The 25,695-nt window shown below is 66.6% G+C and carries 19 protein-coding genes; 12 read left to right on the forward strand and 7 right to left on the reverse strand.

The genetic code is table 11. The features are described 5' to 3' along the window. Nucleotides 1-57 precede the first annotated feature (57 nt). From VM054_01995 to VM054_02015, 5 genes are all read left to right on the forward strand, one after another. Nucleotides 58-2,082, forward strand: a complete 2,025-nt coding sequence (locus VM054_01995) for an alpha-amylase/4-alpha-glucanotransferase domain-containing protein (GenBank protein ID HUT97832.1) — start codon at nt 58-60, stop codon at nt 2,080-2,082. Beyond that, a complete protein-coding gene (locus VM054_02000) occupies nt 2,079-2,981 on the forward strand; it encodes a polysaccharide deacetylase family protein (GenBank protein HUT97833.1) in 903 nt (300 codons plus the stop codon). The genes VM054_01995 and VM054_02000 overlap by 4 nt, the downstream gene beginning before the upstream one ends. Nucleotides 2,982-3,140: 159 nt before the next feature. Beyond that, on the forward strand, nt 3,141-4,559 hold the full coding sequence (locus tag VM054_02005) for a hypothetical protein (protein ID HUT97834.1): 1,419 nt from the start codon (nt 3,141-3,143) through the stop codon (nt 4,557-4,559). 434 nt (nt 4,560-4,993) lie between these two features. After that, a complete protein-coding gene (gene uvrC / locus VM054_02010) occupies nt 4,994-6,925 on the forward strand; it encodes an excinuclease ABC subunit UvrC (protein ID HUT97835.1) in 1,932 nt (643 codons plus the stop codon). 401 nt (nt 6,926-7,326) lie between these two features. Continuing rightward, a complete protein-coding gene (locus tag VM054_02015) occupies nt 7,327-8,604 on the forward strand; it encodes a chloride channel protein (protein ID HUT97836.1) in 1,278 nt (425 codons plus the stop codon). Nucleotides 8,605-8,873: 269 nt separating this feature from the next. Here the strand turns inward: VM054_02015 and queA are convergent, their stop codons facing one another. From queA to VM054_02040, 5 genes are all read right to left on the reverse strand, one after another. Next, on the reverse strand, nt 8,874-9,920 hold the full coding sequence (gene queA / locus VM054_02020; protein HUT97837.1) for a tRNA preQ1(34) S-adenosylmethionine ribosyltransferase-isomerase QueA: 1,047 nt from the start codon (nt 9,918-9,920) through the stop codon (nt 8,874-8,876). Between the two features lie 2 nt (nt 9,921-9,922). Continuing rightward, nucleotides 9,923-10,435, reverse strand: a complete 513-nt coding sequence (locus VM054_02025; GenBank protein HUT97838.1) for a GNAT family N-acetyltransferase — start codon at nt 10,433-10,435, stop codon at nt 9,923-9,925. A 3-nt stretch (nt 10,436-10,438) separates the two neighbouring features. Then, a complete protein-coding gene (locus VM054_02030; GenBank protein HUT97839.1) occupies nt 10,439-11,578 on the reverse strand; it encodes an aminotransferase class V-fold PLP-dependent enzyme in 1,140 nt (379 codons plus the stop codon). Between the two features lie 476 nt (nt 11,579-12,054). Then, nucleotides 12,055-13,887 carry an alkaline phosphatase family protein gene (locus VM054_02035; protein ID HUT97840.1) on the reverse strand — a complete coding sequence of 611 codons (1,833 nt, stop codon included), beginning with the start codon at nt 13,885-13,887 and terminating at the stop codon, nt 12,055-12,057. Next, the gene (locus VM054_02040) at nt 13,884-15,752 is read right to left on the reverse strand and encodes an alkaline phosphatase family protein (GenBank protein HUT97841.1); all 1,869 of its coding nucleotides are present in this window, start codon (nt 15,750-15,752) and stop codon (nt 13,884-13,886) included. The genes VM054_02035 and VM054_02040 overlap by 4 nt, the downstream gene beginning before the upstream one ends. Nucleotides 15,753-16,014: 262 nt before the next feature. Here VM054_02040 and VM054_02045 point away from each other — a divergent pair, with 262 nt between their 5' ends. The 3 genes from VM054_02045 to VM054_02055 all read left to right on the forward strand — a co-directional run bounded on the left by VM054_02045 (nt 16,015) and on the right by VM054_02055 (nt 18,751). Beyond that, nucleotides 16,015-17,424, forward strand: coding sequence for a hypothetical protein (locus VM054_02045; GenBank protein ID HUT97842.1), 1,410 nt, complete (start codon nt 16,015-16,017; stop codon nt 17,422-17,424). 155 nt (nt 17,425-17,579) lie between these two features. Further along, on the forward strand, nt 17,580-18,254 hold the full coding sequence (locus tag VM054_02050; protein ID HUT97843.1) for a Crp/Fnr family transcriptional regulator: 675 nt from the start codon (nt 17,580-17,582) through the stop codon (nt 18,252-18,254). 47 nt (nt 18,255-18,301) lie between these two features. Then, entirely contained in the window at nt 18,302-18,751 is a 450-nt protein-coding gene (locus VM054_02055; protein HUT97844.1) for a GNAT family N-acetyltransferase, read from the forward strand. 52 nt (nt 18,752-18,803) lie between these two features. Here the strand turns inward: VM054_02055 and VM054_02060 are convergent, their stop codons facing one another. Further along, nucleotides 18,804-19,550 (reverse strand): methyltransferase domain-containing protein, encoded by a 747-nt coding sequence (locus VM054_02060; protein ID HUT97845.1) that lies wholly within the window; start codon nt 19,548-19,550, stop codon nt 18,804-18,806. Nucleotides 19,551-19,678: 128 nt separating this feature from the next. On the opposite strand from VM054_02060, the gene VM054_02065 reads away from it, so the two are divergent. Continuing rightward, the gene (locus VM054_02065; GenBank protein ID HUT97846.1) at nt 19,679-20,617 is read left to right on the forward strand and encodes a carbamate kinase; all 939 of its coding nucleotides are present in this window, start codon (nt 19,679-19,681) and stop codon (nt 20,615-20,617) included. Here VM054_02065 and recF read toward each other — a convergent pair. Beyond that, complete coding sequence (recF, locus tag VM054_02070; GenBank protein HUT97847.1) at nt 20,614-21,723, reverse strand: DNA replication and repair protein RecF; 1,110 nt, start codon at nt 21,721-21,723, stop codon at nt 20,614-20,616. The genes VM054_02065 and recF overlap by 4 nt on opposite strands. Nucleotides 21,724-21,833: 110 nt before the next feature. On the opposite strand from recF, the gene VM054_02075 reads away from it, so the two are divergent. The 3 genes from VM054_02075 (at nt 21,834) to VM054_02085 (ending at nt 25,689) form a co-directional block, all read left to right on the forward strand. Next, a complete protein-coding gene (locus VM054_02075; GenBank protein HUT97848.1) occupies nt 21,834-22,208 on the forward strand; it encodes an Hsp20/alpha crystallin family protein in 375 nt (124 codons plus the stop codon). A 59-nt stretch (nt 22,209-22,267) separates the two neighbouring features. Continuing rightward, entirely contained in the window at nt 22,268-24,628 is a 2,361-nt protein-coding gene (lon, locus tag VM054_02080; GenBank protein ID HUT97849.1) for an endopeptidase La, read from the forward strand. Nucleotides 24,629-24,750: 122 nt separating this feature from the next. Then, a complete protein-coding gene (locus VM054_02085) occupies nt 24,751-25,689 on the forward strand; it encodes a calcium/sodium antiporter (protein HUT97850.1) in 939 nt (312 codons plus the stop codon). Nucleotides 25,690-25,695 lie beyond the last annotated feature (6 nt).

The following is a 25,695-nucleotide window of genomic DNA, read 5'->3' on the forward strand; positions in this document are numbered from 1 at the left end:
GCCTTCGCGCGCGAGTCCCCGGCACGGGGCTTAAGCCCCTCGTCCGGCCGGTTGTTGGTGCCGGTCCTTTTTCACCTGCACCAGCCCGCCGGTAATTTTCCAGGAACCTTCGAGCACGCCTTCGACCGGAGCTACTCACCGCTCGTCGGTGCGCTCAGGGCGAGCGGGTTGAAGTTCAACCTCCACATCTCCGGGGCGCTCCTGGAGTGGCTGCTATCGGCCCGGCGCCCATTCATCGAGCTTCTGCGCTCGCTCGTCGCCGCCGGTCGGTTGGAGATTCTGGGGGGAGGCTACTACGAGCCGATTCTGCCCATGATCCCCTCCGGAGACCGCCACCGGCAGCTCACCCGCCTGGCCGCCCGCGTGGAGGAAGTCTTCGGCCGCCGGCCTCTGGGTGCCTGGCTGGCCGAGCGGGTCTGGGAGCCGGAACTGGCCGCCGACCTGGCCCACGCCGGGTACCGCTACACGCTGTTGGACGACCGGCACTTCCTCGATTTGGGCTGGCGACGGGAGGAGGCGCACGCCCTCTTCTCCACGGAGCACGACGGGGAGGCCCTGGCGGTCTTTCCCATAGACGAGCCCATCCGGTACCTCATCCCGTGGGAGAAGCCGGAGCGGACCGTGGAGTACCTGGCGGGTTGCCGTCGAAACGAGGCCGACGGGCGCGCCGTCGTGGTCGTGATGAGCGACGCCGAGAAGATGGGCCTCTGGCCCGCCCGCCGGGGCACGACCTACGACCTGTGCTACCGCGAGGGGTGGATGGCCCGTTTCCTGGATGGTCTCTCGGCCCCGCCCTGGCTCGATACGGCGCTCCTTTCGGATATTCTTGAGCTGGAGCCGCCTCGCCGCCTCGTCTACCTCCCCACGGCCTCCTACGACCGGATGGGGGTCTGGGCGCTCCCCACCGAGGCCCGGTCCCGTCTGGAGTCGCTTCCCGGGCGGCTCGAAGAGGCCGGCCTGGCCCCCGAGCTCCGGCTCGAGGTGGAACGGTTTGCCCGGGGAACCCACTGGCGCAACTTTCTGGTGAAGTACCCCGCGGCCGGCCGCCTGCACCTGGCTTACCTCTACACCCGTGACCGCCTCGCCGACTCGGAAGATACCCTGGAGCCCGCCGAGGCGGACCGCCTGCTGGACCTCCTCGACGCCGCCGCCGTGAACGACGTCTACTGGCACGGCCTCTTCGGAGGGGTGTACTACCACTTCCTCCGCCACCACTGCTACCGTTGCCTGGCCGGGGTGCTGGCCCGGCTGGACCGCGGCTCCCGCCGCCGGGTCGCCCTGTGCGACTACGAGAGGCTCGGCCGGCCCGGGGTTGTAATTTCCGACTCGGCGCAGACGGTGGTTCTGGATCACGGTGGGGCGGTGCTGGACTGGCTGTCCAAGGCCCCGCCCGCCGGTCTGGCCGGGGGATTCACCCGCATCGCCGAGCCGTACCACCGGGGGGGCGAGCGCGGTTTCACCGTGGACCGGGCCCGACGCGGATTCTGCCGGCTGGTCGTCATGCCCGGCAACGCCGCGAAGGAGCGCCTGCTGGCCGGGACCGGGGAGGCCCTCTTCCCCGAGCTCACGGGCCCCGAGGTGCACGGGGGATGGATCGGCTATACCGGGTCGGTTCCCCTCGGGCGGGGAAAGGTCGAGGTCGAGCTCGTGTACTCACCGGTCCGTGGCGGGTGGAGTTGCGAGGTGCGTATCTCCAACCCCGGGCCGAGGCCGGTCGCCCTGACCCTGGCGTTGGATTCCTCCCCCTCGCCGCCCAGCGGTCCCCGTGATCTCAAGTTGACCCTCCGTTGCGCGGGGGGTTCGGGGCCGGTTCCGCAAAAAATCACCCGGCGCGACGGGCGCGGGTCCGTCGCTTCCTGGTCGCTGGCCGACCGCCGGGCGGGCCTCGTCGTTAAAAGCGAGGCGGAGCCGGTCGCGGACCTCTGGTCATCTCCCTTAATCACCGTCGAGGGCACCGAGGGGGGGATAAAGAGGAGCTGGCAGGGGCTGCAGCTCGTCTGGGCCTGGTCGGTGCGGCTGGCGCCGGGCGAGGAGAGGCGGATGGGGGCGCGCTTCACCCTATCCCGCGGCGGTGCGCCGTGACGACCCCCGATTGGCTTATCCTCTCCTTCGGGGCGGGGCTTCTTTTACTCGTCGTTTTTCTGCGTTTTTACCACCGGCGGCGCTACGGGACGGTGCGCCCCGAGCCGGTCGTCATCCTGACCTACCACAAGGTGCAGAACCGCCCCGAGCTCGGAGGGACCTGGCTCACCGTGGGAGCCTTCCGGCGGCAGATGGAGTTCGTCCGTTCCTCCGGGCTCCCGTTCCTCCACCTCACGGATTACCTGGACACCCTCGGGCGTGGCGGTGACGCGGGGAGGGGGGTTGTGCTCACCTTCGACGACGGCTACGAATCGGTGTACACGGGGGCGTGGCCCGTGTTGCGGAAATTGGGGCTGCCGGCCACCGTTTTTCTGGTGACCGGTTACATGGGGCGGGCGAACGACTGGGACCAGCCCCTGGCTCGCGGCGCCTTCCGCCACCTGAGTTGGGAACAGGCGCGGGAGATGGCCGCCGACGGCCTCGTCCGTTTCGCAAGCCACGGCGTCACCCACCGGGACCTCACCGCGTTGGACGACGCCGCGCTAGAGAGGGAGTTCTACGAGTCCCGGGCGGCGATAACCGGGGAGCTGGGTCGGGTCCCGGAGGCCTTCAGCTACCCCTTCGGCCGCTTCGACGCCCGGGTCGTGACCGCCCTCCGGGAGGCCGGTTACACCTACGGAATCGCCGTGACATCGTCGCCGGGGGGGAGCCGTCGAAATCCCCTGGCCGTGGCCCGGACGGGCATGTACCTCACCGACGGCGTGAACGCCCTGGCGGTCAGATTGGGCCTGCGTTCGCCGGGGCGCTACTGGGCCGAGGACTTGAACAACCGGATGATCAACCGTTTCACCCTTCTGACCGCCTCCTTGCAGAGAGGGCGGCGTTCCCGGCGCGGTTGAATAAATGCGCCGGCGAAGCCGGAAAACCCTTGACACCCCTCGGGGGCCGTGGTAAGGTTTCCAAGGTATAATAGCTCTTCAGCACACCCTTACGGTGCAAAGGGTCACGCTCTTGTGCACTTATAAGGATTAACTTTCAGCCATACATGGAGGAGACTCATGCGGAAACTCCTGCTGGTTCTCTCTTTGTTGGTCTTGGTGTGCATGGTGCACGCCGAAACCCCCTTCGCCATCTGCGCCGATAAGACGTTGTGTGTTTCGACCCACCTCCCCGATTTCATCGGTCTGAATCTGGACCGCTTCCTGGAACGGCCCGATGAGGTACAGGGCGGGGACGATATCGGCTCCGAGCACGACGGCGACTGGGATTCAGATAGCCTCGAGACGATGAGAAATCCCGAGTACTACGCATACATAGACAACGCCCCCGACCAGAGCGGTGGTCCGTCCTACAACTGGTACGACATCAGCGACGGTGAAGAGATCGACTTCGACGGCGCCGACGACAGCGCGGCCTCGGTGCCCCTGCCCGGCAATTTTGAGTTCTACAACAACGCTAAGTTCGGCAGCGGCGGCGCATACAGCCGCGTGTACGTCAGCACGAACTTCCTCATCGGTTTCGAGAGCACGTATTACGACGACGGCTCATACGACGATTACGCGAACCGTCCCCTACCCTCGGAGGGTTCCCCCTACTACCCCCACGCGTTCTTCGCCCCCTTCTGGGACGACGGGGTGAAGCTCGAGAACAGCCATTGCTACTACAAATCGGTGGGCAACCTCTTCATCATCTCCTGGAACGACTGGGGCATCCGGGGATACGAGGACCTGGTGGACGGCACGGTCAGCCTCCAGGTCGTCCTCGATATGACCACCTACGAGATAAGGGTCAACTACGATGACACCGAGGTGCCGGGAACGGCGCATGACAACGGCGGCAGCGCGACCGTCGGCGCCGAGGACAAGCGGGGGCTCCTCGGGTTCATGTACTCCTACATGGACGACGTGAACCTGTCCGCGGCCGACGAGATGGCGCTGGCGGTTTTCGTGTACGCCCAGCCCGACAACTTCGACTTCCCCGATCCGGGCGGAAGCGACCCCGACTCAGACGGCGCCTACGAGGTCGAGCAGGGTGATCCCTACGGGCCCTTCTCCTGGTCCGCCAGCTCCCAGAACAACCCCTACGGATCTTCGCAGATCGCCTATTCGGTCGAGCTTTGGGAAGACTTGCGCGATGCCGACCGGCTGATTTACCCCGATGTGGTGGTGGGCTGGGAGGAGTTTCTCAAGCTAGAGAACCTGACGACCAGCACCAGCCATACAATAGACACCTCCACTCTCGAAGTCGTTCCGTACGAGAGAACTTCTGCCGAAGACTCGAGATATACGGTTTGGTGCGACCACTACCAGATAGCGGTCTTCGCCACCGACGGTTGGGGCTACACCGAGTCCACGAACACCGCCGCCCCCGGCGGCACCGACCACCACTACTGGCTGGACGTGATCGAGCCGACGAGGCTCCCCGACGCTAATACTCTGGAAACGACCTGGGGTGCCATCAAGGCTACCTCGTTCTAACCGATTCATTCCCGAAAAAGGGCGTCCAAGGGGGCGCCCTTTTGATTAGGCGAGGGCCTTTCCGTCGGTCGAGTCGTAGCATTAAATATTCGTACCTGGGGCGTCCAAGGGGGCGCCCTTTTGATTAGGTGAGGGCCTTTCCGTCGGTCGAGTCGTAGCATTAAATATTCGTACCTGGGGCGTCCAAGGGGGCGCGATTCACACCTTAGCCGTAGGGGCGGGTGTCCACACCCGCCCGCGGCCGACCGTGGACGGTCGCCCCTACGGGGATACGCCGTTGCAGATTTACGAGTATCGCTTGCCGTAAGTGACTGGTGTTCGGGGGCGCCCCTTTATCGCTCCACAGCCCGCTAGAAGGCGGCGCGCACGTCCCGCTCGGCGCCTATGCGGCGTGTTTGTTTATCGGGCTCCCCGGGTCTGGTATAATTTCTCCCATGGGTGGCTACGCGGCAGGGCTCGAGCTCAAGCTGAAGAACCTGACCCACGAGCCCGGCGTCTACCGCCTGCTGGGCGGCGGGAGCCGGGTGCTCTACGTGGGGAAGGCGAAGGACCTGGCGAATCGGGTCCGCTCATACTTCCAGCCGTCGGCCGACCATCCCCCCCGCATCCGCTCCCTCCTCAAACGGGTGGTGGACTTCGAGGTCACCATCACGGCCAATCCCGTCGAGGCGCTCCTGTTGGAGTCGTCCCTCATCAAGCTCCACAAGCCCGCCTACAACGTCAACCTCAAAGACGACAAGCGCTACCCCTACGTGCGCGTGACCGCGGAGGAGGAGTTCCCCCGGCTCGTGGTCACCCGCGACACCCGGGCCAGGGGCAGCCTCTTCTTCGGTCCCTTCTCCAACGCCGGGGACATCCGGCGGACCATCCGGACGATCCAGCGGCTCTTCCGGCTGCGCGTCTGTCGTCGGGAAATCCACGTCTGGCGGGAACAGGGCGGCACGGCGCCCATGCCCGACTGGCGGCCCTGCCTCCACTACAACATGGACCGCTGCAGCGCGCCCTGCGTCGGCTTTGTGAGCCTGGAGAATTACGCGGGTTACGTGCGGGCGGCCAGAGACTTCCTCCAGGGCCGCCGGGGCGACGTGGTCGAGACCCTCCGGTCCGAGATGCTCCAGGCGAGCCAGAAGCGGGAGTACGAGCGGGCGGCGAAGCTGCGCGATTCCCTGCGGGCCCTGGAATCGGTGATGACCAGGCAGCGCGTGGTCAGCCCCGGGAAGGAGGACCTGGACGTGCTGGCCCTGGCCCGCCGCCGCGGGGAGACGGTGGTGGAGCTTCTGAAAATCCGGGAGGGCTTTCTGCTCGCCGACGAGCATTTCTCCCTGGAGCACACCCGGGGCTCCAGCGACGCCGACGTACTCTCCGCCTTCACCGTTCGGTACTACACCGGCGCCGACTGGGTGCCCCGGGTGGTGGTGCTGCCCGAGGAGCCCACAGACGGGGAAGATCTGGAACTTTTACTGTCCCGGCTTCGCTCGGAGAGCTCCCCGATGGTGGTGGCCCGGGCTCTGTTGCGCGCGTCGCCGTCCGAGGAGCCGGAGCAGAAGCCCGGCCGCGTCCGGGTCCGCCTCGCCGTTCCCCGCCGCGGGGCCCGGCGGGAGCTCCTGGAGCTGGCGCGTAAAAACGCGGAGAAGAACCTCGAGGAGGAGCTGCTGGCCGAACTCGGTCGGCACGGTCAGGCCGAGGCGGCCCTGGAGCTGGCCGAAAAGCTCCGGCTGCCCGTCATCCCCACCCTCATCGAGGGGCTCGACATCTCCAACCTCGGGGCGGAGCAGCCGGTGGCCGGGGTGGTAGGCTTCCGGGGCGGGCGGCCCGCCAAGAACCTCTACCGCCGCTACAAGCTGAAGACCCCCGGCCCGGACGACTGCGCCATGCTGGCCGAGGTCGCCCACCGGCGCTATCCCAAACTGGCCGAGAGTGGCGAGCTGCCGGACCTTATCCTGGTGGACGGGGGGAAGGGCCAGCTCGGCGCGGTGGTCGTCCAGTTGAAGGAAGACGGCCTGGCGGGCCGTTTTGCCGTGGCCGGGCTGGCGAAGAAGGAGGAACTGCTGTTCCTCCCGGGGCGCTCGACGCCGGTCCGCCTGCCCCCGGACTCGCCGGCGCTGCACCTGGTCCAGCGGGTCAGGGACGAGGCCCACCGCTTCGGCCTGCGCTACCACAGGCAACTGCGCCGCTCCGAGGGGTTGCAGTCCATACTGGAACGTATCCCCGGCATCGGACCGAAGAGGAGGAGGGCGCTTTTGGACGCCTTCGGCTCGCTGAAAAAAATCCGGGCGGCGAGGCCGGAGCGGATAGCCGAGGTGAAGGGGATGAGCGAGAAGCTGGCCGCCGAGCTCCTGCGGTACTTAAAGATCCACTACTACTAGGGCCTGCCCCGCGGCTGAAAAAAAGGACCCCTTAGGGTCCTGGTCTCGATAGTGGCGGCCGGCGTACCGCGTGGTCGTAAGTTTCGCTTTAACAGAACCTTTGCACCAAGTGGGTGCCTTGGGATCGTCGTCAGCCGTAGGCCGCGAAGGCCCGAGCCGCGTTCGATCCAGCCAGGGTCCCGTTCATACAATTGTTGGTTCTTTTTTACGCTCTGCTTACGGGCCCCGCAGAGGGCGCCGGCCACGAAAAGGGTACACCAACGGGGGCACCTTGACAAGCCTGAATTCCCTCCATGCCTTATTTTACTGGAATTGCGAAGCTTGCACGGACTCCCATCTTGGTTTTTCCGCCCCGTATGTGTATGATGGCCCGCCTGGACCGTAACCGTGCGTGAAGGCTCGTGCGCAGGATTAAAAATTTCACCGTCTGGCTGCTCGTGGGCGCCCTGGGCGGAATCGCCGCAATCGGCGCCCGGGAGTTCATCGTCTGGTTCGGCGCGGTGATTCACGGCGGCGTGCCGCCGGCGGATTGGGGGACCCTCGCCTGGTGGCGGATTCTCGTTCCCCTCACGCTGGGCGGCCTCGCCGTCGGTCTCATCGGGAAGTACGACTGGGAGATGATTTCCGGCGCCGGACTGGACGACACGCTCCAGTGCTACCACCAACACGGGGCCCGCCAGAAACCGCTCGATACGCCGGCCAAGCTCTCCGCGAGCCTGGTGGGCCTGGGGTGCGGCATCTCCGGGGGGCTGATGGGCCCCATGACCTACGTCGGGATGGGTGTGGGCGGCTGGATCGGACGCGCCTTCCGTTTCGACGCCGACGGTGTGAGGACGGCCGGCCTTTGCGGCATGGCGGCCACCCTGGCGGCCATCCTCGGGGCTCCGCTGGGGGCGGCCATCTTCACCTGCGAGGTGCTCTACCACGAGCACATCGAATACCGCCGTTTCTTCCCCGTTCTCCTGGCCGCTCTGACGGCGCACCTGTTGACCCGGCTCACCGGTTTCTACAAGCCGCTCTTCTCCTTCAACCCCACCGGGACGCCCACGGTCAGCCTGGAGCTGGTCGGGTCGGTCCTGTCGGTCGTCGCCGTGGGCCTGGCCGTGGCCGCGGGATTCTTCTACCTCTACCGCCTGCTCGAGCGTCTCCGCGAGCGATCCGGGCTGCCCCGGTGGCTCTCGCCGGCCCTGGGCGCCCTGGCGAGCGCCCTCCTCATCGTCCTGGTCGCCCCGGAGGCGGCGGGCAAGGTGCTGTCGGTGGGGGCGACGACGATTCGAACCGTGAGCGTGTCGGCGCCGGTCACCTGGACCGACGCCCTTGTCCTGACGGTGCTCAAGGCGACCCTGGTGGCCCTCGCCGTGGGGAGCGGCGCCAGCGTCGGCCTCCTGGCCCCGGCGCTCATGTTGGGCAGCCTGGTCGGGGCCGGGGTGGCCGATCTGATTCCGGTTCAGCAGACCATCCTCGTGGCCACCGGCATCACCGTGGTCCTGGTCACCCTGACCAACTCGCCCGTCGGGACTATCGTGATGATGCTGGAGATATTCGGGCCCGAGGTGCTCATCCCGGTCACCCTGGCCGGGCTGGTGGCCAACCTGGCGAGCCGGAAGCTGGTCATCTACCGGGACGTCCTGCCCTGGCGGTCGGAGGTGCGGGTCGTGGACAGGGGGCCGGGGGATTGATCCGAGGCGGCGGGTGTCCACACCCGCCCGTTGGGTTATTCAACTCCGTACCCAAAATGTAGGGCGGGGACTTTAGTCCCCGCCGCAATCTACACCTCTCCCTAGCCCTCCCCCCAAAGGGGGGAGGGGACATGCCTTCACCTCCGCGATGCGATGATGTAGGGGCGGACCTTTAGGTCCGCCCGCGGGCGACCGTGGGCGGTCGCCCCTACGGATTGGATTTGCAACTTGCCGCCGTAGGGGCGGGTGTCCACACCCGCCCGTTTTTTTCATCCCGTGGGCAGGAGGAGGGTGGCGTCGCCGTAGGAGTAGAAGCGATAACCCTCCACCATCGCCTCCCGGTAGGCGTCGAGAATCCGCTCCCTCCCGGCGAGGGCCGCGACCAGCATCAGGAGGCTGGAGCGGGGGAGGTGAAAATTGGTGAGGAGCCCGTCCACGGCGCGGAACCTGTGGGGTGGGTGGATGAAGATGTCCGTCTCGCCGGAGGACGCCGAAACGATGCCGGTCTCGTCGGCCGACGCCTCCAGGACCCGGGCGGTCGTGGTGCCGACGGCTATCACCCGGCGCCCCTCGAGCCGGGCCCGGTTGACGGCGCGCGCCGTGGATTTACCCAGAGAGAAGCTCTCGGTGTGGAGCCGGTGGTCGGTCAGGTCCCCATCGGGGAGCGGGGCGAAGGTGCCGTAGCCCACGTGGAGGGTTAGGGTGAGCCACTCGATCCCCCGCGCCCGGAGCCGTTCCAGGAGGTCGGGTGTGAAATGCAAACCGGCGGTGGGCGCCGCGATGGAGCCGGGTCGGCGCGAGTAGACCGTCTGGTAGCGGCGCGAATCGCGGGAATCGGCTCCGGTCGGTCTTTCGATGTACGGCGGCAGGGGGGCCTCGCCGAACTCGTCAAGAATCTCTCCGATGGGCCGCGCCCCCGCCAGTCCCAGGACCACGAGCCCCCCCTCCAGCTTGGCCAGCACCTCCCCGGCCAGCTCCCCGCGGAAATCAATCCTCGTCCCCAGCTTCAGCCGCTTGCCCGGCTTGGCCAGGGCGGTCCAGCGGCCGTCGCCCAGGTCCCGCAGGAGGAGGGCCTCGACCTCGGCCCCGCCCTCCCGCTTGACCCCCCGGATGCGCGCCGGGATGACCCGGCTGTCGTTGGCCACCAGCACGTCCCCCTCCCGCAGCATCTTCGGCAGGTCGGTGAAGGGACGGTGCTCCGGCGGCCGGTTGCCCACCAGGACCATCAGGCGGGACCCGTCGCGCCGCTCGGTCGGGCGCTGGGCGATGAGCTCCCGGGGCAGCTCGTAGTCGTAATCCGCGGCGAAGAGGGGCATAATTACAGCTTTTTCACGAAAAAGGCGCCCGGAACCCATTTTCCGAGCCGGGCCACGTAGTCGTGACCCGGGTGGACGGCGAAACCGAGGGCGAGCTTGAGGGCGTAGTTGGCGGGCTTGTCGAGGGACGACCAGGACCGCATCTGGTAAAAACCGCGGCGGCGGCATTCCCCGAGCGCCGCCAGTTGCAGACGCCGGCCGAGCCCCCGCCGCCGGTGGGCCTCCTCCACCGCGAAGCTCTGGACGAAACCCTCGAGGAGGTCGCGCCCCGCCGCCTCGCTGAAAGTTTTTTGCGGCAGCTCCAGGACGGGCACCGGGATGCCCGGCGGAACTGCGACGGGCTGCACCTTCACCGAGATGTCGCCGACCAGTTTAGCCCCGTCGAAGGCGCCGAAGGCGAAAACACCCTCCCCCCGCAGGTCCGGGAAATCCCTCTCCTGCCCGGTTTTGGCGAGGTGAGCCCGTAGCTCCTCATCGCCGGGACGGTCGGGGGTGATGGGCCTTATTCTGTACAAACTCTAAAGCTCCGCCAGCAGGCGGTCCACGTCGTCCTCGTCGTTGTAGAAATGGATGCCCGCCCGGACGTTCCCCTCGCGCGCCGAGACGATGACGTCCCTCTCGATGAGCCTCTCGGCGAGGTTCACCGCATCCTCGACCCCGAAGCAGACGATTCCCGACCGGCGCCCCTCCACCAGCGGGGTGACGATGGGGCGGCCCTTTCTCCGGAGCCCCTCGATGAGGTAGTCGGCGAGTGCGATTATCCGTTCCTCGACGGCCGCCGGCCCCAGCTCTTTTAAATAGCGGCAGCTCTCCCCCAGGGCGGTCTGGGTGAGGAGGGAGTTGCTGCCGGTCTCTACGCGCCGGGCGTCGCCGACGAGCTCGAACCGGTACGCCGTCAGGGCGTTCAAGTCGTCTAGCTCCGCCAGGCCGGCGATGGAGAGCCAGCCCACCCGGTCGGGGTGGAGCTTCTCCACCAGGGAGGGGCGGATATAAACGAAGCCGGAGCCCTGGGGGGCCAGGGTCCACTTCCCGCCGCCCGATACCAGGATGTCCATCCCCTCGAGGTCCACCCGGAGCGCGCCGACCCCCTGGATGGCGTCCACGACGAAGAAAATCCCCCGCTCGGCGCACAGGGCCCCCACGGCCGCGGTGTCAATCCTCGTCCCGTCGGAGAAGCCGACCCAGGAGAGGGCGACGACCCGGGTCCGCCCGTCCACCGCCTCCCGGACCTGGTCCACGGTGACCCCGCCGGGCCGGCTTTCCAGAAAGCGGACCTCCACCCCGCGCCGGGTGAGGTTCAGCCAGGGGTACACGTTGGCCGGGAACTCCCCCCGGGCGCAGATGACGTTGTCGCCCGACTGGATGGGCAGCGAGCCGGCGGCCATGGCTATTCCCGAGGAGGTGTTGGGGACCAGGCCGATGGAGGTAGACGGAGCACCGATCAGTTCCGCGATGGCGCTCCGGGTGCGGCGTAAGTCCTCGATCATCCCGGGGAGCTGGTCCGGGTGGACGTAGAGCATCTCCTCGGTGATGCGTCCCATGACCGCGTGCGCGGGAGGCGAGAGGGGGCCGCGCCCGGCGTGGTTCAGGTAGGCGTACCGCCGGGTGATGGGGAATTTTAGCCGTTCCTCTCGGAATCTCGTCAGGGTGTCGTTCAAGGTCGCTCCCGGTGTGGTGTGGGGTCCGGCTGGGTCTGACATGTCTCGGCTTTACCTTCCGTTACGCAGCGACGGCTCCCCCGGTTGCGCGCCGCGTGAGCACTTCGGTGGTTGACTCGGATTGAATTGATTAACCTCTTTATTATACCAAAAGGCACCCTGTACATGCCACGTTAAAGTCATCGGTGCCGGGGGATGACCTCTCGCACCTCTATCGGGCGACGGGGAAGGGGGGACCTCCGCGTCCGGGGACGGGGGCTGTGTCCATTTCTCGACGGGGGCCGGGGCGGATTTACAGGGATTGAGCCGAGGAAAAACCCTCCGATTTAAGTCGCCGTAATTCATTGAATGCCCATGATATACGGTAGTCCACCCACCGCCAACCAAAACGAGGTGGAATATGGCGCAGTTGAATATTTGGCAATTAAAAAAAGGGACCGGACGGGCGCCGGTCCTCCAGGTTCAGCCTGTTCTCTTCACTGCAGGTAGCCGATGGCGCGGAGGCGTTCCAACTCGGTCTCGGAGAGCTCCGGCGAGAGCTCCGGCCCCCCGATTTTTTCTCGGCCGTAGGTCGGGACGATGTTGGACAGTGGGCCATTCTCCAGCGACTCCGCCAGGGCCGGCTCCAGGTTACCGGTGAGCGCCCGGCCGGGCATGTCCCCCGCGGGTGAAAGCCCCAGGAGGGCCAGGAAGGTGGGGCAGACGTCGTACACGCTGGCCTCGGGACCCCTCTCGCCCTGCCTGACGCCCATCCCGTAGAGAATCAGCACCCCGGTCGGGTCGTGCCAGTAGGACATGCGCTGGACGGCGCCGCCGCCGACGGGGATGTCCGCCGGAGGGTAGACGCTGGCGAAGCCGTGATCGGAGAGGACTATCAGGATGTCGCCCGGTTCGAGCCGCTCCAGGACCGTGCCGACGAATTTATCCGCCCAGACGTAGAAATCCCGGATGACGGTGCCCCAGCCGTTCGCCTCCGCCTTTTCCATGTACTCGGGGGTCCGTGGTGGTACGAGGGCCGGGTCCCCGCTCAGGCGCTCCCACCACAGGGCGTGGGCGGGCCACAGGAGGTGACAGGACACGTCGCCCGCCTCGATGTAGCAGGCCGCCACCCGCCAGTCCCGCGTGTCCATCAGGTACTCCAGGGCGTTGGCGGCGAGCGCGTCCCGGGTGAGGTAGTGGACCAGGGGGTTGCCCTGCTGGCGCTCCACGGTTTCCAGGCGCCGGACGTCGGGGTAGTCGTCCTCGCCGATGTACGGCCGACGAGCGATGGCCGGGTCCACCTCCTCCATGATCCCCTCGGGCCAGGTCCGCCGGGGTAGCTGCGCGAAATCGTCGTTCGGCGTGTAAACCCGCGTGAAGCGAGGCTCCCAGGCGTAGCTGGTCAGCGTCACCCCGACCGGAATTTCCCGGGCCGGCCAGGTGGCGTACCAGTTGACCGTTATCGGGGGCAGCCCCCCGGCGGCGGCTATCTCCCAGAACGTCGGCGCCCGACGGTCACCGGCGGTGATCGGGCGGCGGCCTCCGTCACCCGTCGGGAAAGTGAAGTCCGTCAGCCCGTGCTCCGCGGGCGGCAGCCCCGTGGCGATGGTGGTCCAGATTACGGGGGAGAAGTAGGGCGCCTCGGAGCGCAAAACGGAGAAACATCCGCCGTCGAGGAGGCGGGAGAAGTTCGGCAGCCAGCCACGGGCGGTGAAGTCGGCGAGCAGTTTGTCGTCCAGGGCGTCCACGCCCAGAATGACCAGCCGGCGTTCGGCTGGGGGATCCGGGGCCCCGTCGAGAATCGCCGGGAAAAAGACCCGGTGAACCGCCAGCCCCGGCACCGCGTCGGTCAGTGTTTCTCGGAGGAGGCCTTCGGCGGCGGCCCGGAACTCGCCGCGTCGGCCCCACCAGAGCTCACCGGTCGTGAACCCGCCCGCCGTGTCGGCCAGGAGTCGTCCGGCCAGCCCGCCGAGTCCAGATTCCGGGTCCCCATCCACGAGGTCGTAGAAACCGGGCGCGACGGTCGGGTCCAGGTCCAGCTCCGTTTCCAGCTCCAGGGTGAGCGGGCCGTCGGCGGCCTCGAGCTCTACCGGGCTGCGCAGGACGTTTTTCCCCAGTCGGTAGGATTTGATCTCCCCGAAGAGGGGGAAGACCCAGACCGTCTCTCCGGCGCCCACCGCCCGGTACTCCCCCGAGACGCCGCGGACGAGGTAGCCGCATCCGGGCTCCGACGGCGCCTCGGTGTAGCCGGTGAGCCAGACCGCCAGGGCGATGACGACGACGGCCCCGCCCGCAATCAGTACGGTTTTGACGCTTTTCTTCAGGGTCACTGGAGGTACCCCAGCGCGCGCAGTCGCTCAAGCTCCGCCTCGCCCACGACGTTGACGATGTCGCGGTCCACCTCGCGCTCATGTGGGTCGTAGGTCGCCGGCCTTTCGGCCAGCGGGCCGGCCTTCATCCGGTCGAGGAACTCCGGCTCGAGGGCCTCCTCCACCACCCGCCCCGGCATGTCCTGCGCCGCCGGTACGCCGAGGAGGGCCAGGACTGTGGGGAGGAAGTCGTAGATGGTTATCTCGCCCGACACCCCCTGCTGGACGTGGCGGCCCCAGAGCCCGAAGACGCCGGTGGGGTCGTGCCAGTACATCATCGTCTGCATCTGGTCGTCGCCGATGAGAATGGTCTTCGGCGGGTAGATGGTGTTGAAGCCGTGGTCGCTCACCACCACGATGACCGCCTCGTCGCCCCAGCGGTCCATGGCCACGCCCAGGAGTTTGTCCTCGAAGCGGTACGCCTCGATGATGGTGTCGCCGGCTTCCTCGGACAGCTCCCGGCGGTAGGGCGGGATGGGCGGCAGGTTGGCCGGTTTGCCGGTCAGCTTTTCCCACCGGTAGGCGTGGGCCGGCCAGATGAGATGGCAGAGCACGTCCGGGAATTCCTGGTACACCGCCGCGATGTTCCAGTCCTCGTGGTCCATGAGCCAGAAGCAGGCATTGGCGGCCAGGACGTCCCGCTCCAGGTAGTGGGGCAGGGGCGGCCCCCCTTTCAGCGGCGTCCCGTCGGTGGTGGCCGCCGGGATGTACGGTAGGACCCAGGCCAGCGCGTAGTCGTCCTCGGAGATGTAGGGTCGGTCGGCGATGGCCTCGTTCACCGTTTCCGTGACGCCCTCGGGCCAGTCCTTGCCCGGGAGCTCGTCGTAGTGGGGGATGCCGATGAAGCCCTTGCCGAACTTGGGTTTCCAGGCATAGTTGGTCAGGTTGAAGCCCTTAATCTCCCCCGTGGGCCAGGAGTAGTACCAGTTGGTGACGATGCTGGAGAGGCCGCATCCGCCCAAAAATTCCCAGAAGGTCGAAACCTTGCGGTCCATCGCCGACAGGGGTTCCAGCCGGCCGGTCTCGGGGTTGGTCCGGGTGAAGGCGGTTATGCCGTGCTCCTGCGCCGGTTTGCCGGTGGCGAAGGTGGTCCAGATCATGGGGGAGAAGTAGGGCGCCTCGGATTGCAGGGTCCCCAGGTAGCCCTCGTCGCGCATTTTCGCGAAGTGCGGCAGCTCGCCCATGTCTATGAGGTCGTTCAGGAGGGTGTCCTCCAGGGCGTCCATCCCCAGCACGACCACCTTCACCGGCTTGAAAACCCCAGGGTCTTCGGCCGGTGCGGCGGTGAGGCGGACCGAGGGGAGCGCGATGCGCCCCACCCGCAGGGCCGGCGCCCTTTCGTTCAGGTGATTCCGCAACTCCGGTTCGAGTTCTCGGAGCAGCTCCCCCCGGCGGGTGGTGTAGAGCTCCGCGGTCGTCCCGTCGAAGGTCCTCTCCCCGACGACGTCGTCCAGGATCTCCCGGATGAGCCCCCCGCCCCAGTCGGCGCCCCACGCATCCACGACCTGCACCGCGCCGGCGGGGTCGAGGTCCAGCTCGAGGCGGACCTCCACCTCCAGTCCGCCGTCAGAGGTTACGATTGGTGCGAAACCGGACGGCTCGTACAGCCCCGCGGGAACCGGGACCAGCGAGTCCACCAGGGGGAAGAGCCAAACCGTCGAGCCCAGCATGAGCGTTTCCGCCCCGCCGAGGCCCCTTTGGGCGACGTAGATGTAAGCCGGGTCGGAATCCACTTCGGTGTAGCCCAGAATCCAGACCAGCACCGCCAGGGCGGCGACGGCGGAGACGGTAATAATCCAAGCGGTGCGGCCCTTTATCTCCATCATAACCGACCTTTTTTCGAAGTATTCACAACTCATTATAAACGAAGGGTCCGCGCACCGACAACACAAATCCGAACTCCCCCCGTTATTCGGGTACGAACGGGAAAAAATTGAACCTTGACACGTCGTCGTTCTTAGTGTTAGCCTCTAACCGATTAAGGTACTCAATTAGGATTCACCGGAGCGGCTACCGCGTTTCGCCAGAAGCGTTACTTCGTTTCCCTGAAACTTTTACTCCCCCACTCTTTAGAAGGAGGGGTTGAAAGTGCGTAACCTATTCTTATGCGCGCTCATTGGGGCGCTCTTCTGTCTTGTTTCCTGCGCCCCCGAGGAACAGGAGACCACCTTCCCCATCGCCGAGTACATGGATCAGGCCTTCAGCGTGTTCGTCACCGACGACTCGTACGACAACTGGTGCGGCACCCAACTAATCCTCGACTTCAACGGCGGTCAGAGCGCTGACAACGCCATCATTCCCGAGTACATCACCAACCTGCCGACCATTGACGGTGTGCTGTCGCCCGACGAGGTCTGGAATCCCGAGCTGGGCACGGTCACGTGGCACACCTTCGACCTGGAGCACAAGGAATACGCCTCGGGCTACGGCGACGACCTCGACTCGGAAGGTTTCAACGTGAATGCGCCGTCCTCGGGCGTGGTGGACGAGATCAATGTCGCGGCGTGCTTCAACGTGGCCGCCGGCGTCGGCACACTCTACATGGCCTTCCAGTGGACCGACCCCTACGGCAGCGACGACCGCTACTACAAGCGCTGGCGCTTCTATCGGGATATCCACGGTGAAGTGGATTTGATCAATTATATGCGCCAGGTGTCGAACGGCTGGGATCCGATCGTTGATCATGGAGGCCCCGGCGGCACGCCCGTGGATCCGGATTTCTGGGGCGACAAGCTTTACAACCACGGCTTCTCCTCCGATACACTGCTCCTGGTCTGGGACTGCTGGCAGGACCCCGACGGATCCTACAACCCCGACGTTGACCCGCCGGAGGGCGAACTGCCGCCCGTCCCCTCGATCCCCGATTTCTGGGAGAACGGCTGGGACGTGTGCTGGCAACAGGACGGCAACGACTGGACCTGCAAGCTCACCCCCGACATGGGTAACGAGGATTTCGATCTCGCGCCCCAGTTGGACCTCTGGTGGTGGAAGTCCGCCCAGACCAACAACTGGTGGCCCACCGAGGTGCAGGAGTACGGCTACGCCGACGACTACTGGCAGACCTCCGACTCCCTGTACAACGACCACGGCCCCATCATTGACGCCGGCTTCCCCTGCTACCGGTACAACTGGAACGTTTTTCACATGGCCCCGAGGTTGTACTACGAGCGCCCGCTCTTCAAGCACCAGGAACAGCCCAAGTACATGTACTACCCCGAGAATCCCGAGTGGATTTACATGGGCTACATCCACTGGGGTGCCCAGCAGCCCGATAAGTTCGGTTGGTTATGGACCGAAGATCCCGATATGTTCTGGCATCAGGGCGACGAGATTCCGGCGTTCGCCTCCCTCGCCAGTACCCTGGGCTCCACCGGCGACGTATTGGCCAAGGGGAACCTGGACGAGAACACCTGCGTCTGGTCGGTCGAGCTCAAGCGCCTGTTCGACCCCGGCAACGACGACGACGCCAACCTGGCCCAGTTCGACTATCTGAAGTAAGACGGACAGAGTTGAAACGACCGGCGCCCGCGGGCGCCGGTTTTTTATCGGGGACGCCCGAGCCAAGGCCGTCAGATCGGAAAATACGGGCCTACCTGGGAAAAACGGCCCACTCCGGGTAGAATATATTCAGTAGCAGCAACGGAAGGTCGAAGATGACGCCCCCGTTCAGTCTGAAGCGGATTCCACTGTTCAGCGAGCTGTCGGAGTCTGAATTGGAGCGGATTTACCCGCTCCTCAAACGCCGCCGATACCCCAAAGGCCACGCCGTCATCAAGGAGGGCGAACGGGGCGACGTCATCTACCTCATCGAGAGCGGGCAGGTCAAGGTCACCCGCCAGAGCCTGGACGGGAGGGAGAAAATCCTCGACATCCTCTCCGACGGGTCCTTCTTCGGCGAGCTCAGTGTCCTGGACGAGATGCCGCGCAGCGCCACCGTGGAGACGATGGGCGAGGTCTCCATCCTCACCCTGCACAAGAACGACTTCCTGCGGCTGTTGGAGGAGATACCGCCGATAGCGGTCAAGATAATCCGCGTCCTCTCCCGGCGCCTGCGGGCGGCCGATTCACAGATCGAAGACCTCACGTTCAAATCCAGCCGGGAGAAAATCGAGTCCATGTTCATCAAATTGCGCGACGCCCACGGGGTTGCCGACCACCGCGGCGTCCGTCTCGCCGTGTCCCTCACCCACCAGGAACTGGCGGATATGGCCGGGTGCAGCCGGGAGACCGTCTGTCGGTACGTCAAGGAGCTCAAGGACAAGGGCTGCATCACCGTGGACGACGCCAAGCGCTACATTTTCCTGAAATCTGCGACGGCGAAGCCGTAAATCTGCGACGGCGAAGCCGTGACCCGTGAGCACAAGGTCGGTTTCCGATGCCCTCACCGACGGATCGGGTGATACTCGAGAGGCTCGAGGCGGCCGATCACGACCGCCTCGTTTCCCTGTGGACCGCGGCCGGTCTCGAGCACAAGCCCCGCGGACGTGACTCTCGCCCCGCCTTCGAGCGGCAGCTGGGGCTGGGCATGGTCGCCTACTTCGGTCTGTTCCGGGACGGGGAGCTCCTGGGGAGCGTTCTGGCCAGTCACGACGGGCGGAAGGGCTGGATCAACCGGCTGGCCGTGGCCCCGGCCCACAGGCGAAAGGGGCTGGCGCGCAGGCTCATCGTCGCGGCCGAGGAGTGGCTCGCCTCGCAGGGGTTGGAAATTTACGCCTGCCTCGTCGAGGGGTGGAACAGGGGATCCCGGGACGCCTTCGCCGCTTGCGGCTATGAGCCGTACCCCGGGGTGGTCTACCTGACGAAGCGGAGGCACCCGGAGGTCTGATGAAAAAAAGCGGGTCCCGGCCCGCTTTCGTTATCCCGCTCGTGGGTGGGGGTCATCGCTTGACCGCCAGGAGGTAGAACACGGGGAGGAACTCGACGTAGGAGCCGTGCCTGGCCGCCCGGCGGGCGTTCGTCCACCAGACGCCGCCCGAACGGGGGTGAATCTCCCGGCGGAATCCGAACACCCGGTCCAGCTCCTCCAGGTCTTCCCGGCCGTACCGCCAGGGCCGGGAGGCGAGGCCGTACTCGAGAATTTTCAGCCCTGCGGAGTCCACCAGGACGGGTAGCCGCCTCCCGATGTAGGGGTCGCCGCCGGCGCGCTGGATGCCCCGGGCCAACTTCTCGGCCATGGGCGTCCGACCGTCGGGTTCCGGATGGATGAGCATCCCGGCGTAATCCGGCTCGGCGGCCAGAATCAGATGCCCCCCCCTTTTCAGGACCCGCTCGGCCTCGGCGAGCGCCTCGGCGGGCCTGACCCACATGAGGCCGAGGTGGAAGATGACCGCCGCGGCGCACCCGTCGGCGAAGGGCAGCGCTTCAGCCAAACCCGCCACCCGGGAAATTTCGGGGTCGGCCTCGCGCAGAATCAGCGGGTCAACATCCAGCCCGACGGCCTTCAGCCCCGGTCGGGTGGACTTGAGCTCCGAGAGAACCAGGCCGGTGCCGCAGGCGACCTCGACGGCCAGCCCCTCGCGCAACGCGGCGCGGCGGGCCAGGTAGCGCCTCGTCCTTTTGGTCTGGTCCGCCTGCCAGGCGAGGAAGTCCAGCCAGAACCGGGGGGGCTGTTCGGGTCGGGTCATGGCGGTTGACCGGTAAGCTCCGGGCCGTGCGGTTTTGCACAAACAAGGGCATTTTAGTATAATCCGTCCCGTAAAGAAACCGGCTCCGGCCGGTGATTTTCGCTTTAAAAACGGAGGCCGATCACCCGATGCGCATCGTCGTCGCCGTGGGGGGGAATTCGCTCATCCGCGCCGGGCAGCGCGGCACGATGGCCGAGCAGTGGAAGAACGTGTTGTCCACCGCGGTGGCCATCTCCGACCTGGTCCGGGCCGGCCACCGGATTTTAGTCACCCACGGGAACGGACCCCAGGTCGGCAACCTGCTCCTGATGGCCGAGAACACGAAAGACGTCCTGCCCGAGCTGCGCCTGGACTACTGGGGGGCCAACACCCAGGGCGGCATAGGCTACCTCCTGCAGAGCTCGGTGACCAACGAGCTCAGCCGCCGGGACATCGCCGGCCGTGTGATAACCCTGGCCACGATGGTGGTGGTGGACCTCGAAGACCCGGCCTTCCAAAATCCCACCAAGCCGGTGGGGCCGTTCTTCTCCGAAGAGGACGCGCTCGGTTACGCCCGCGAGAGAGACTGGTGCGTGGCCGAAGATTCGGGTCGCGGCTGGCGGCGGCGGGTGCCGAGCCCGCACCCGGTGGACATCGTCGAGATCGGCGCCATCCGCGACCTTCTGGAGAGGGGCTACGTGGTGGTCGGGGTCGGCGGCGGCGGGATACCGGTCGTCCGCCGGGCCGACGGCACCTACCACGGGATCGAGGCGGTCATTGACAAGGACCTGGCCAGCGCCCTGGCGGCCCGCCTCCTGGATGCCGAAATAATGGCCCTCTCCACCGACGTCAGTCACGCGGTCCTCCACTATGGGCGGACGGAGCAGCGCGACATCGGTCAGGTCACCGCGGCGGAGATGGCCCGGTACGCTAGCGAGGGCCACTTCCCCCCCGGCAGCATGGGGCCCAAGGTGGAGGCGGCCCTCGAGTTCTTGAAAAACGACGGGAAGAGGGCCATCATCACCGACCCGGCGCATCTGGCCGCGGCGGTGGACGACCCCCGGATCGGCACGAGCATAACCCCCTAATCCCCCGCGCCGGCGGGACGAATCTCGCCGCCCTCCAGCTCGTACACCTCCCCCTCGATTCCCAGATGCTCCACGTCCTGGGGCAGGGCCGTCACGATTAGCTGCCCCACGCGCCGCCTCAGGACGGGCAGCAGGCGGCGGTTCGTCAGCTCGTCCAGCTCCGAGGCCGCGTCGTCCAACAGGAAGACCGGCCGGGTGGCGGTATGACGGGTGAGGAATTCCGCTTCGGCCAGGCGCAGGGCCAGCGTGGAGAGCCGCAACTGCCCCCGGCTGGCGAACCGTCGGAGGTCCACGCCGTCCAGGCTCAGCCGGAGGTCGTCCCGGTGGGGACCCGCCGTGGTGTGGCCGCGCCGCCTGTCCCTCTCCCGGTGCCGTTCGAAAATGGCCATGAATAGCTCGACGAGCCGCTCTGCGTCCAGGCGGGCCTCGGCCAGGCTGGATTCGTAGCCCAGACGCAGGTCGTGCTCCCGCTCGGTGAGCTCGGCGAAGACGGGTCGGAGGAAGCCGGTCAGCTCGTCGGCGGCGCTCTGCCGGAGGGCCGTAATCCGGGCGGCCGAGGCGGCCAGGGGCGTCTCCCAGGCCCGGACCTCGGCGGGGTCGTACTGTTCGGCCCGCAGCGAGGCGTTCCGCTGGCGAAGGGCTTTTACGAACTCGCCCGAGGCGGCGGTGTACGATGGGGAGACCTGGCCCAGGAGGAGGTCCAGGAAGCGTCGCCGGCGGCCTGCGCTGCCCCGGACGGTGTCCAGGTCCTCCACGGTGAAGCAGCAGACGACCAGCCGGCCCAGAAGCTCCGACAGCCGTTTACACCGCTCGCCGTCCACGGCCGCGGACTTCCCCTCGGGTTCGAGGAGGAGGGCCAGCTCGTTGTTCTCCCCCTCCCGCTCCAGCCGGGCGCGGATGGAGAAATGCCCGGCCCCGTGACGGACCAGGTCCCGGTCGTCGGCGAAGCGGAAGCTCCGCGCCGTGCCCAAATAATAAACGGCCTCCAGGAGGCTGGTCTTTCCGCTGGCGTTGGGACCGACCAGGGCCAGCTCGCGGGCCTCGGTCGCAAAGCGGAGACGCTCGTAAAGGCGGAAGTGGTCCAGTTCCAAGCCGACGAGGCGCATGCCCGGAGTATAGCACACCGGGCGGTGGAGGCCCGACCGTGTAATGCGCTATAATTCACCGGAGACATGACCTCGTTTTCCGGCGGTGAACCAACCAAAGGCGGGTGAGCATGACGCCGCGGATCTCTTTCTACACCGAGGGGCGCTGGTCCGAGTACCACCCCTTCCCCTACCTCGACGTGATCGAGCTGGCCGACGGCTACCTGGTCCAGGTGGAGCTCGCCGGGGTGGACCCCGCGGCGGTCAACGTGAGGGTGGTGGGCGACGCCCTGGTCATCGAGGGCTCGAGGACCCCCGGCTACCCGCCTGGGGCGCAGAAGGTCCTCCGCATGGAGCTCGTTTACGGCCGGTTCCACCGCGAGCTGTTGATGCCCTTCGACGCGGACCCAACCCGGATAACCGCCCAGTGGACCAAGGGGATGCTATCGGTCATGGTTCCGCGGCAGACCGAGAGTTTCAAAATAGACATCGAGGTGGAGGATTGACCCGGTCGCCCGGCCGGTCCGGGGGACGAACGGTTTTCATCCTTAAAAGGACTTAGGTGATGGCGCGAGAAAGGTTTAAAAGCTCCGAGGGGGACGTTCAGCTCGAGCCGGGTGAGGAGAAGGTTTTCCCGGTTCTCCCCCTGACGAACCTGGTCTGCTTCCCCTACATGCTCCTGCCCATCGGGGTGGAGGGCGCCCGGGACACGAGGCTGGTGGACCGGGTGATGCTGGGCGACCGTCTCGTCACCCTCTTCACCGTCAAGAATCCCAAAACGGGGGAGCTTTTCAAGGTCGGCGTACTGGCCATCATCCTGAAGATGCTCCGCATGCCCGACGACTCCATGCGGCTGATGGTCCAGGGGGTGCAGCGGATCAGACGGGGCGAGGTGCTCACCGACGGGGAGTTTCTCCGGGCGAAGGTCGCGCCCCTGGAGGAGCGGGAACCGGACACGGTCAGGGTCAAGGCGCTGCGGTCGAGCATCCTGGACGTTTTCGGTAACCTGGTGAAGCTCTCGGGGCGCGCGGAGGAGCTCACGGTGGCCGCCCTCAACCTCGAGGAAAACTCCCGCCTGGCCGACTTCGTCGCCACCAATCTCAACCTCGAGGTCCCGGAACGGCAGGGCATCCTCGCCACCCCCAACGTGGAGAAGCGCCTGGACGCCGTCTTGAAGCAGGCGGGCAGGGAGCTGGAGGTGCTCCGCATCGGCCAGTCCATCCAGCAGGAAATCTCCGAGGAGATGACCAAGGCGCAGCGCGAGTTTTACCTGCGCCAGCAGCTACAGGCCATCCAGCGCGAGCTGGGCGAGGGGGAGGAATCGTCCGTCGAGCTGGACGAGCTCGCCGAACGTATCACCGCCAAGGCCTGGCCCGAGGAGATACGGACGAAGGCCGAGCGTGAGCTCGGGCGGCTGCGCCAGATGAGCGCCGGCTCGGCGGAGTACGTCGTTTCCCACACTTATCTGACCTGGCTCCTGGACCTGCCCTGGGGCCACTACTCCCAGGACAAGCTGGAAGTGAAGCGGGCCGCCCGCATCCTCGACGAGGACCACTACGGCCTCGTCCAGATAAAGGACCGCATCCTGGAGTTCCTGGCGGTGCGGAGCCTGGTCCCCGACGGGAAGGGGCCTATCCTGTGCCTGGTCGGTCCCCCGGGGACGGGAAAGACCTCCCTGGGCCGCAGCATCGCCCGGGCGCTCTCACGGGAGTTCGTGCGCGTCTCCCTGGGCGGCGTCCACGACGAGGCCGAGATTCGGGGCCACCGCCGGACCTACGTCGGCGCCCTCCCGGGCCGGATCATCCAGGGGATAAAGACCGCCGGCACCTCCAATCCCGTCTTCATGCTCGACGAGGTGGACAAGCTGGCCAGCGACTTCCGCGGCGACCCCAGCTCGGCGCTCCTGGAGGTCCTCGACCCCGAGCAGAACTGGAGTTTTCGGGACAACTACATCGAGGAGGCCTACGACCTGTCCAAGGTGTTTTTCATCACCACGGCCAACACCGCCACCACCATCCCGCGGCCGCTTTTGGACCGGATGGAGACCCTGAACCTCGCCGGGTACACCCTCGAGGAGAAGGTGCAGATTGCCCGGCGCTACCTGCTGCCGCGTCAGCTCGAGTCCAACGGCCTGACGAGGAAAAAACTCTCCATCCCCGCGGGGACCTTGCGCGTCATCGCCGACCGCTACACCCGCGAGGCCGGCGTGCGCAACCTGGAGCGCGCCATCGGAGGCGTCTGCCGCAAGGTGGCCCGGAAGGTGGCCACCGGAGAGGAGAGCGGGAAGGTCACCGTCAAGGTCACAGACCTGGTGGATTACCTCGGTTCCACCGTTTTCGAGCGCGAGCGGCGGAAGCGGACCGACATGGTGGGAGTGGCCACGGGGCTCGTCTGGACGCCCTTCGGCGGCGACATCATCTTCATCGAGGCGGCCCGGATGGAGGGCAAGGGCGGTCTGGTGCTCACCGGCCAGCTCGGCGAGGTGATGCAGGAGAGCGCCCGGATCGCGGTCAGCTTCGTCCGCAGCCGGGCGAAGCGGTTCAAGATTCCCCCCGACTTCAACGCCGACTCCGACATCCACATCCACGTGCCGGCGGGCGCCGTGCCCAAGGACGGTCCCTCGGCCGGGGTGACGATGGCCACGGCGCTGGTGAGCCTCCTCTCCGGACGACCGGTCAAAAACGACCTGGCGATGACCGGGGAACTGAGCCTGCGGGGCGACGTGCTCCCCGTGGGCGGGCTGAAGGAGAAGCTGCTGGCCGCGCGGCGGGCCGGGATCAAAACCGTCGTCCTCCCCGAGAGAAACCGGACGATGGTCCAGGACGCCTTCCGGGACGAGCCGACCGAGACCCTGGAGGGCCTGGAGCTACTCTACGTCAGCCGCGCCGAGGAGGCGGTGAGACTGGCGCTGGAGAGCCCGGGTTAGTCCCCTCACATTTATTATCTTGGGCGGGACCGATCCCGCCTTTTTTGCGGGCTGTGATAACATCGGGGCGATTTACGTCGTCCGGGTCGGCCTTCCGGCGACGTTCTGAACGGGACGAGGCCATGCCCTTCTGGCTGAATATCCTCGTTGGCTTCGCCGCCCTGGTGGTGGGCGCTGACCTCCTGGTCCGGGGCTCGTCTAAAATCGCCGCCGGATTCGGTGTGCCGCCCGTGGTCATCGGGCTGACACTGGTGGCCTACGGGACGTCGGCGCCGGAGTTCGCCGTCAGCACCGCGGCCTCCCTCAGGGGCGCGGGAGCCATCGCCCTGGGCAACGTCACCGGCTCCAACATCGCCAACATCGGGTTGATCCTGGGCCTGGCGTCCCTGGTGCGTCCCCTGGAGGTGGAAAGCACCCTCGTTAAACGTGAGGCGCCGCTGCTGATTCTCCTGTCACTCGGCGTCCCCCTCCTCTTTCTCGGGGGAGTCCTGGAGCGGTGGGCGGGGATACTGCTCTTCGCCGGCGGGATCGGGTTCACCTGGTGGAGCCTGGCCTCCGCCCGCTCGGGCGCCGACCGACCGGTCCGGGAGAAACTCGTCGCGCGGGACTGGCTTTTGAACCTGCTTTTCGTGGGAGCCGGGTTGGCGGGTCTGTTTTTCGGTGGTCGGTGGCTGGTCTCCGGGGCGGTGGAGATGGCGGGGCGCCTGGGCGTCAGCGAGCGGGTGATAGGTCTGACCATCGTCGCCGTGGGGACCTCCCTGCCGGAGCTGGCCACCTCCATGGTGGCGGCGGTGAAGGGGGAGTCGGACATCGCCGTGGGCAACATCGTGGGCTCCAACATTTTCAACCTTCTGTTCGTGCTGGGCGGGGCGGCGACCCTGGCGCCCTTCGCCGCCGACGTCCGCTGGCCGGGCGTCTGGCCCGATTTTCTCGTCGCCCTGGTCTTCGCCGCGATTCTCTGGCCCTTCGCCCGATCGGGTCGCCGGCTGGAACGCTGGGAGGGCGGCGTGCTCATAGCGCTCTACGCCGCCTTTGTTGCCTTTACCGTCCTGAACGGGTAGAATCAC

It is taken from the genome of bacterium, from assembly GCA_035528375.1.
GTDB lineage: Bacteria > RBG-13-66-14 > RBG-13-66-14 > RBG-13-66-14 > RBG-13-66-14 > RBG-13-66-14.

What these genes read in the sequence shown, in the direction of transcription:
- VM054_02005 (HUT97834.1), top strand. Translation starts at nt 3,141, where the DNA reads ATGCGGAAACTCCTGCTGGTTCTCTCTTTGTTGGTCTTGGTGTGCATG.
- uvrC (HUT97835.1), top strand. Translation starts at nt 4,994, where the DNA reads ATGGGTGGCTACGCGGCAGGGCTCGAGCTCAAGCTGAAGAACCTGACC.
- queA (HUT97837.1), bottom strand. Translation starts at nt 9,920, where the DNA reads ATGCCCCTCTTCGCCGCGGATTACGACTACGAGCTGCCCCGGGAGCTC.
- VM054_02040 (HUT97841.1), bottom strand. Translation starts at nt 15,752, where the DNA reads ATGATGGAGATAAAGGGCCGCACCGCTTGGATTATTACCGTCTCCGCC.
- VM054_02050 (HUT97843.1), top strand. Translation starts at nt 17,580, where the DNA reads ATGACGCCCCCGTTCAGTCTGAAGCGGATTCCACTGTTCAGCGAGCTG.
- VM054_02055 (HUT97844.1), top strand. Translation starts at nt 18,302, where the DNA reads ATGCCCTCACCGACGGATCGGGTGATACTCGAGAGGCTCGAGGCGGCC.
- VM054_02060 (HUT97845.1), bottom strand. Translation starts at nt 19,550, where the DNA reads ATGACCCGACCCGAACAGCCCCCCCGGTTCTGGCTGGACTTCCTCGCC.
- VM054_02065 (HUT97846.1), top strand. Translation starts at nt 19,679, where the DNA reads ATGCGCATCGTCGTCGCCGTGGGGGGGAATTCGCTCATCCGCGCCGGG.
- recF (HUT97847.1), bottom strand. Translation starts at nt 21,723, where the DNA reads ATGCGCCTCGTCGGCTTGGAACTGGACCACTTCCGCCTTTACGAGCGT.
- VM054_02075 (HUT97848.1), top strand. Translation starts at nt 21,834, where the DNA reads ATGACGCCGCGGATCTCTTTCTACACCGAGGGGCGCTGGTCCGAGTAC.
- lon (HUT97849.1), top strand. Translation starts at nt 22,268, where the DNA reads ATGGCGCGAGAAAGGTTTAAAAGCTCCGAGGGGGACGTTCAGCTCGAG.
- VM054_02085 (HUT97850.1), top strand. Translation starts at nt 24,751, where the DNA reads ATGCCCTTCTGGCTGAATATCCTCGTTGGCTTCGCCGCCCTGGTGGTG.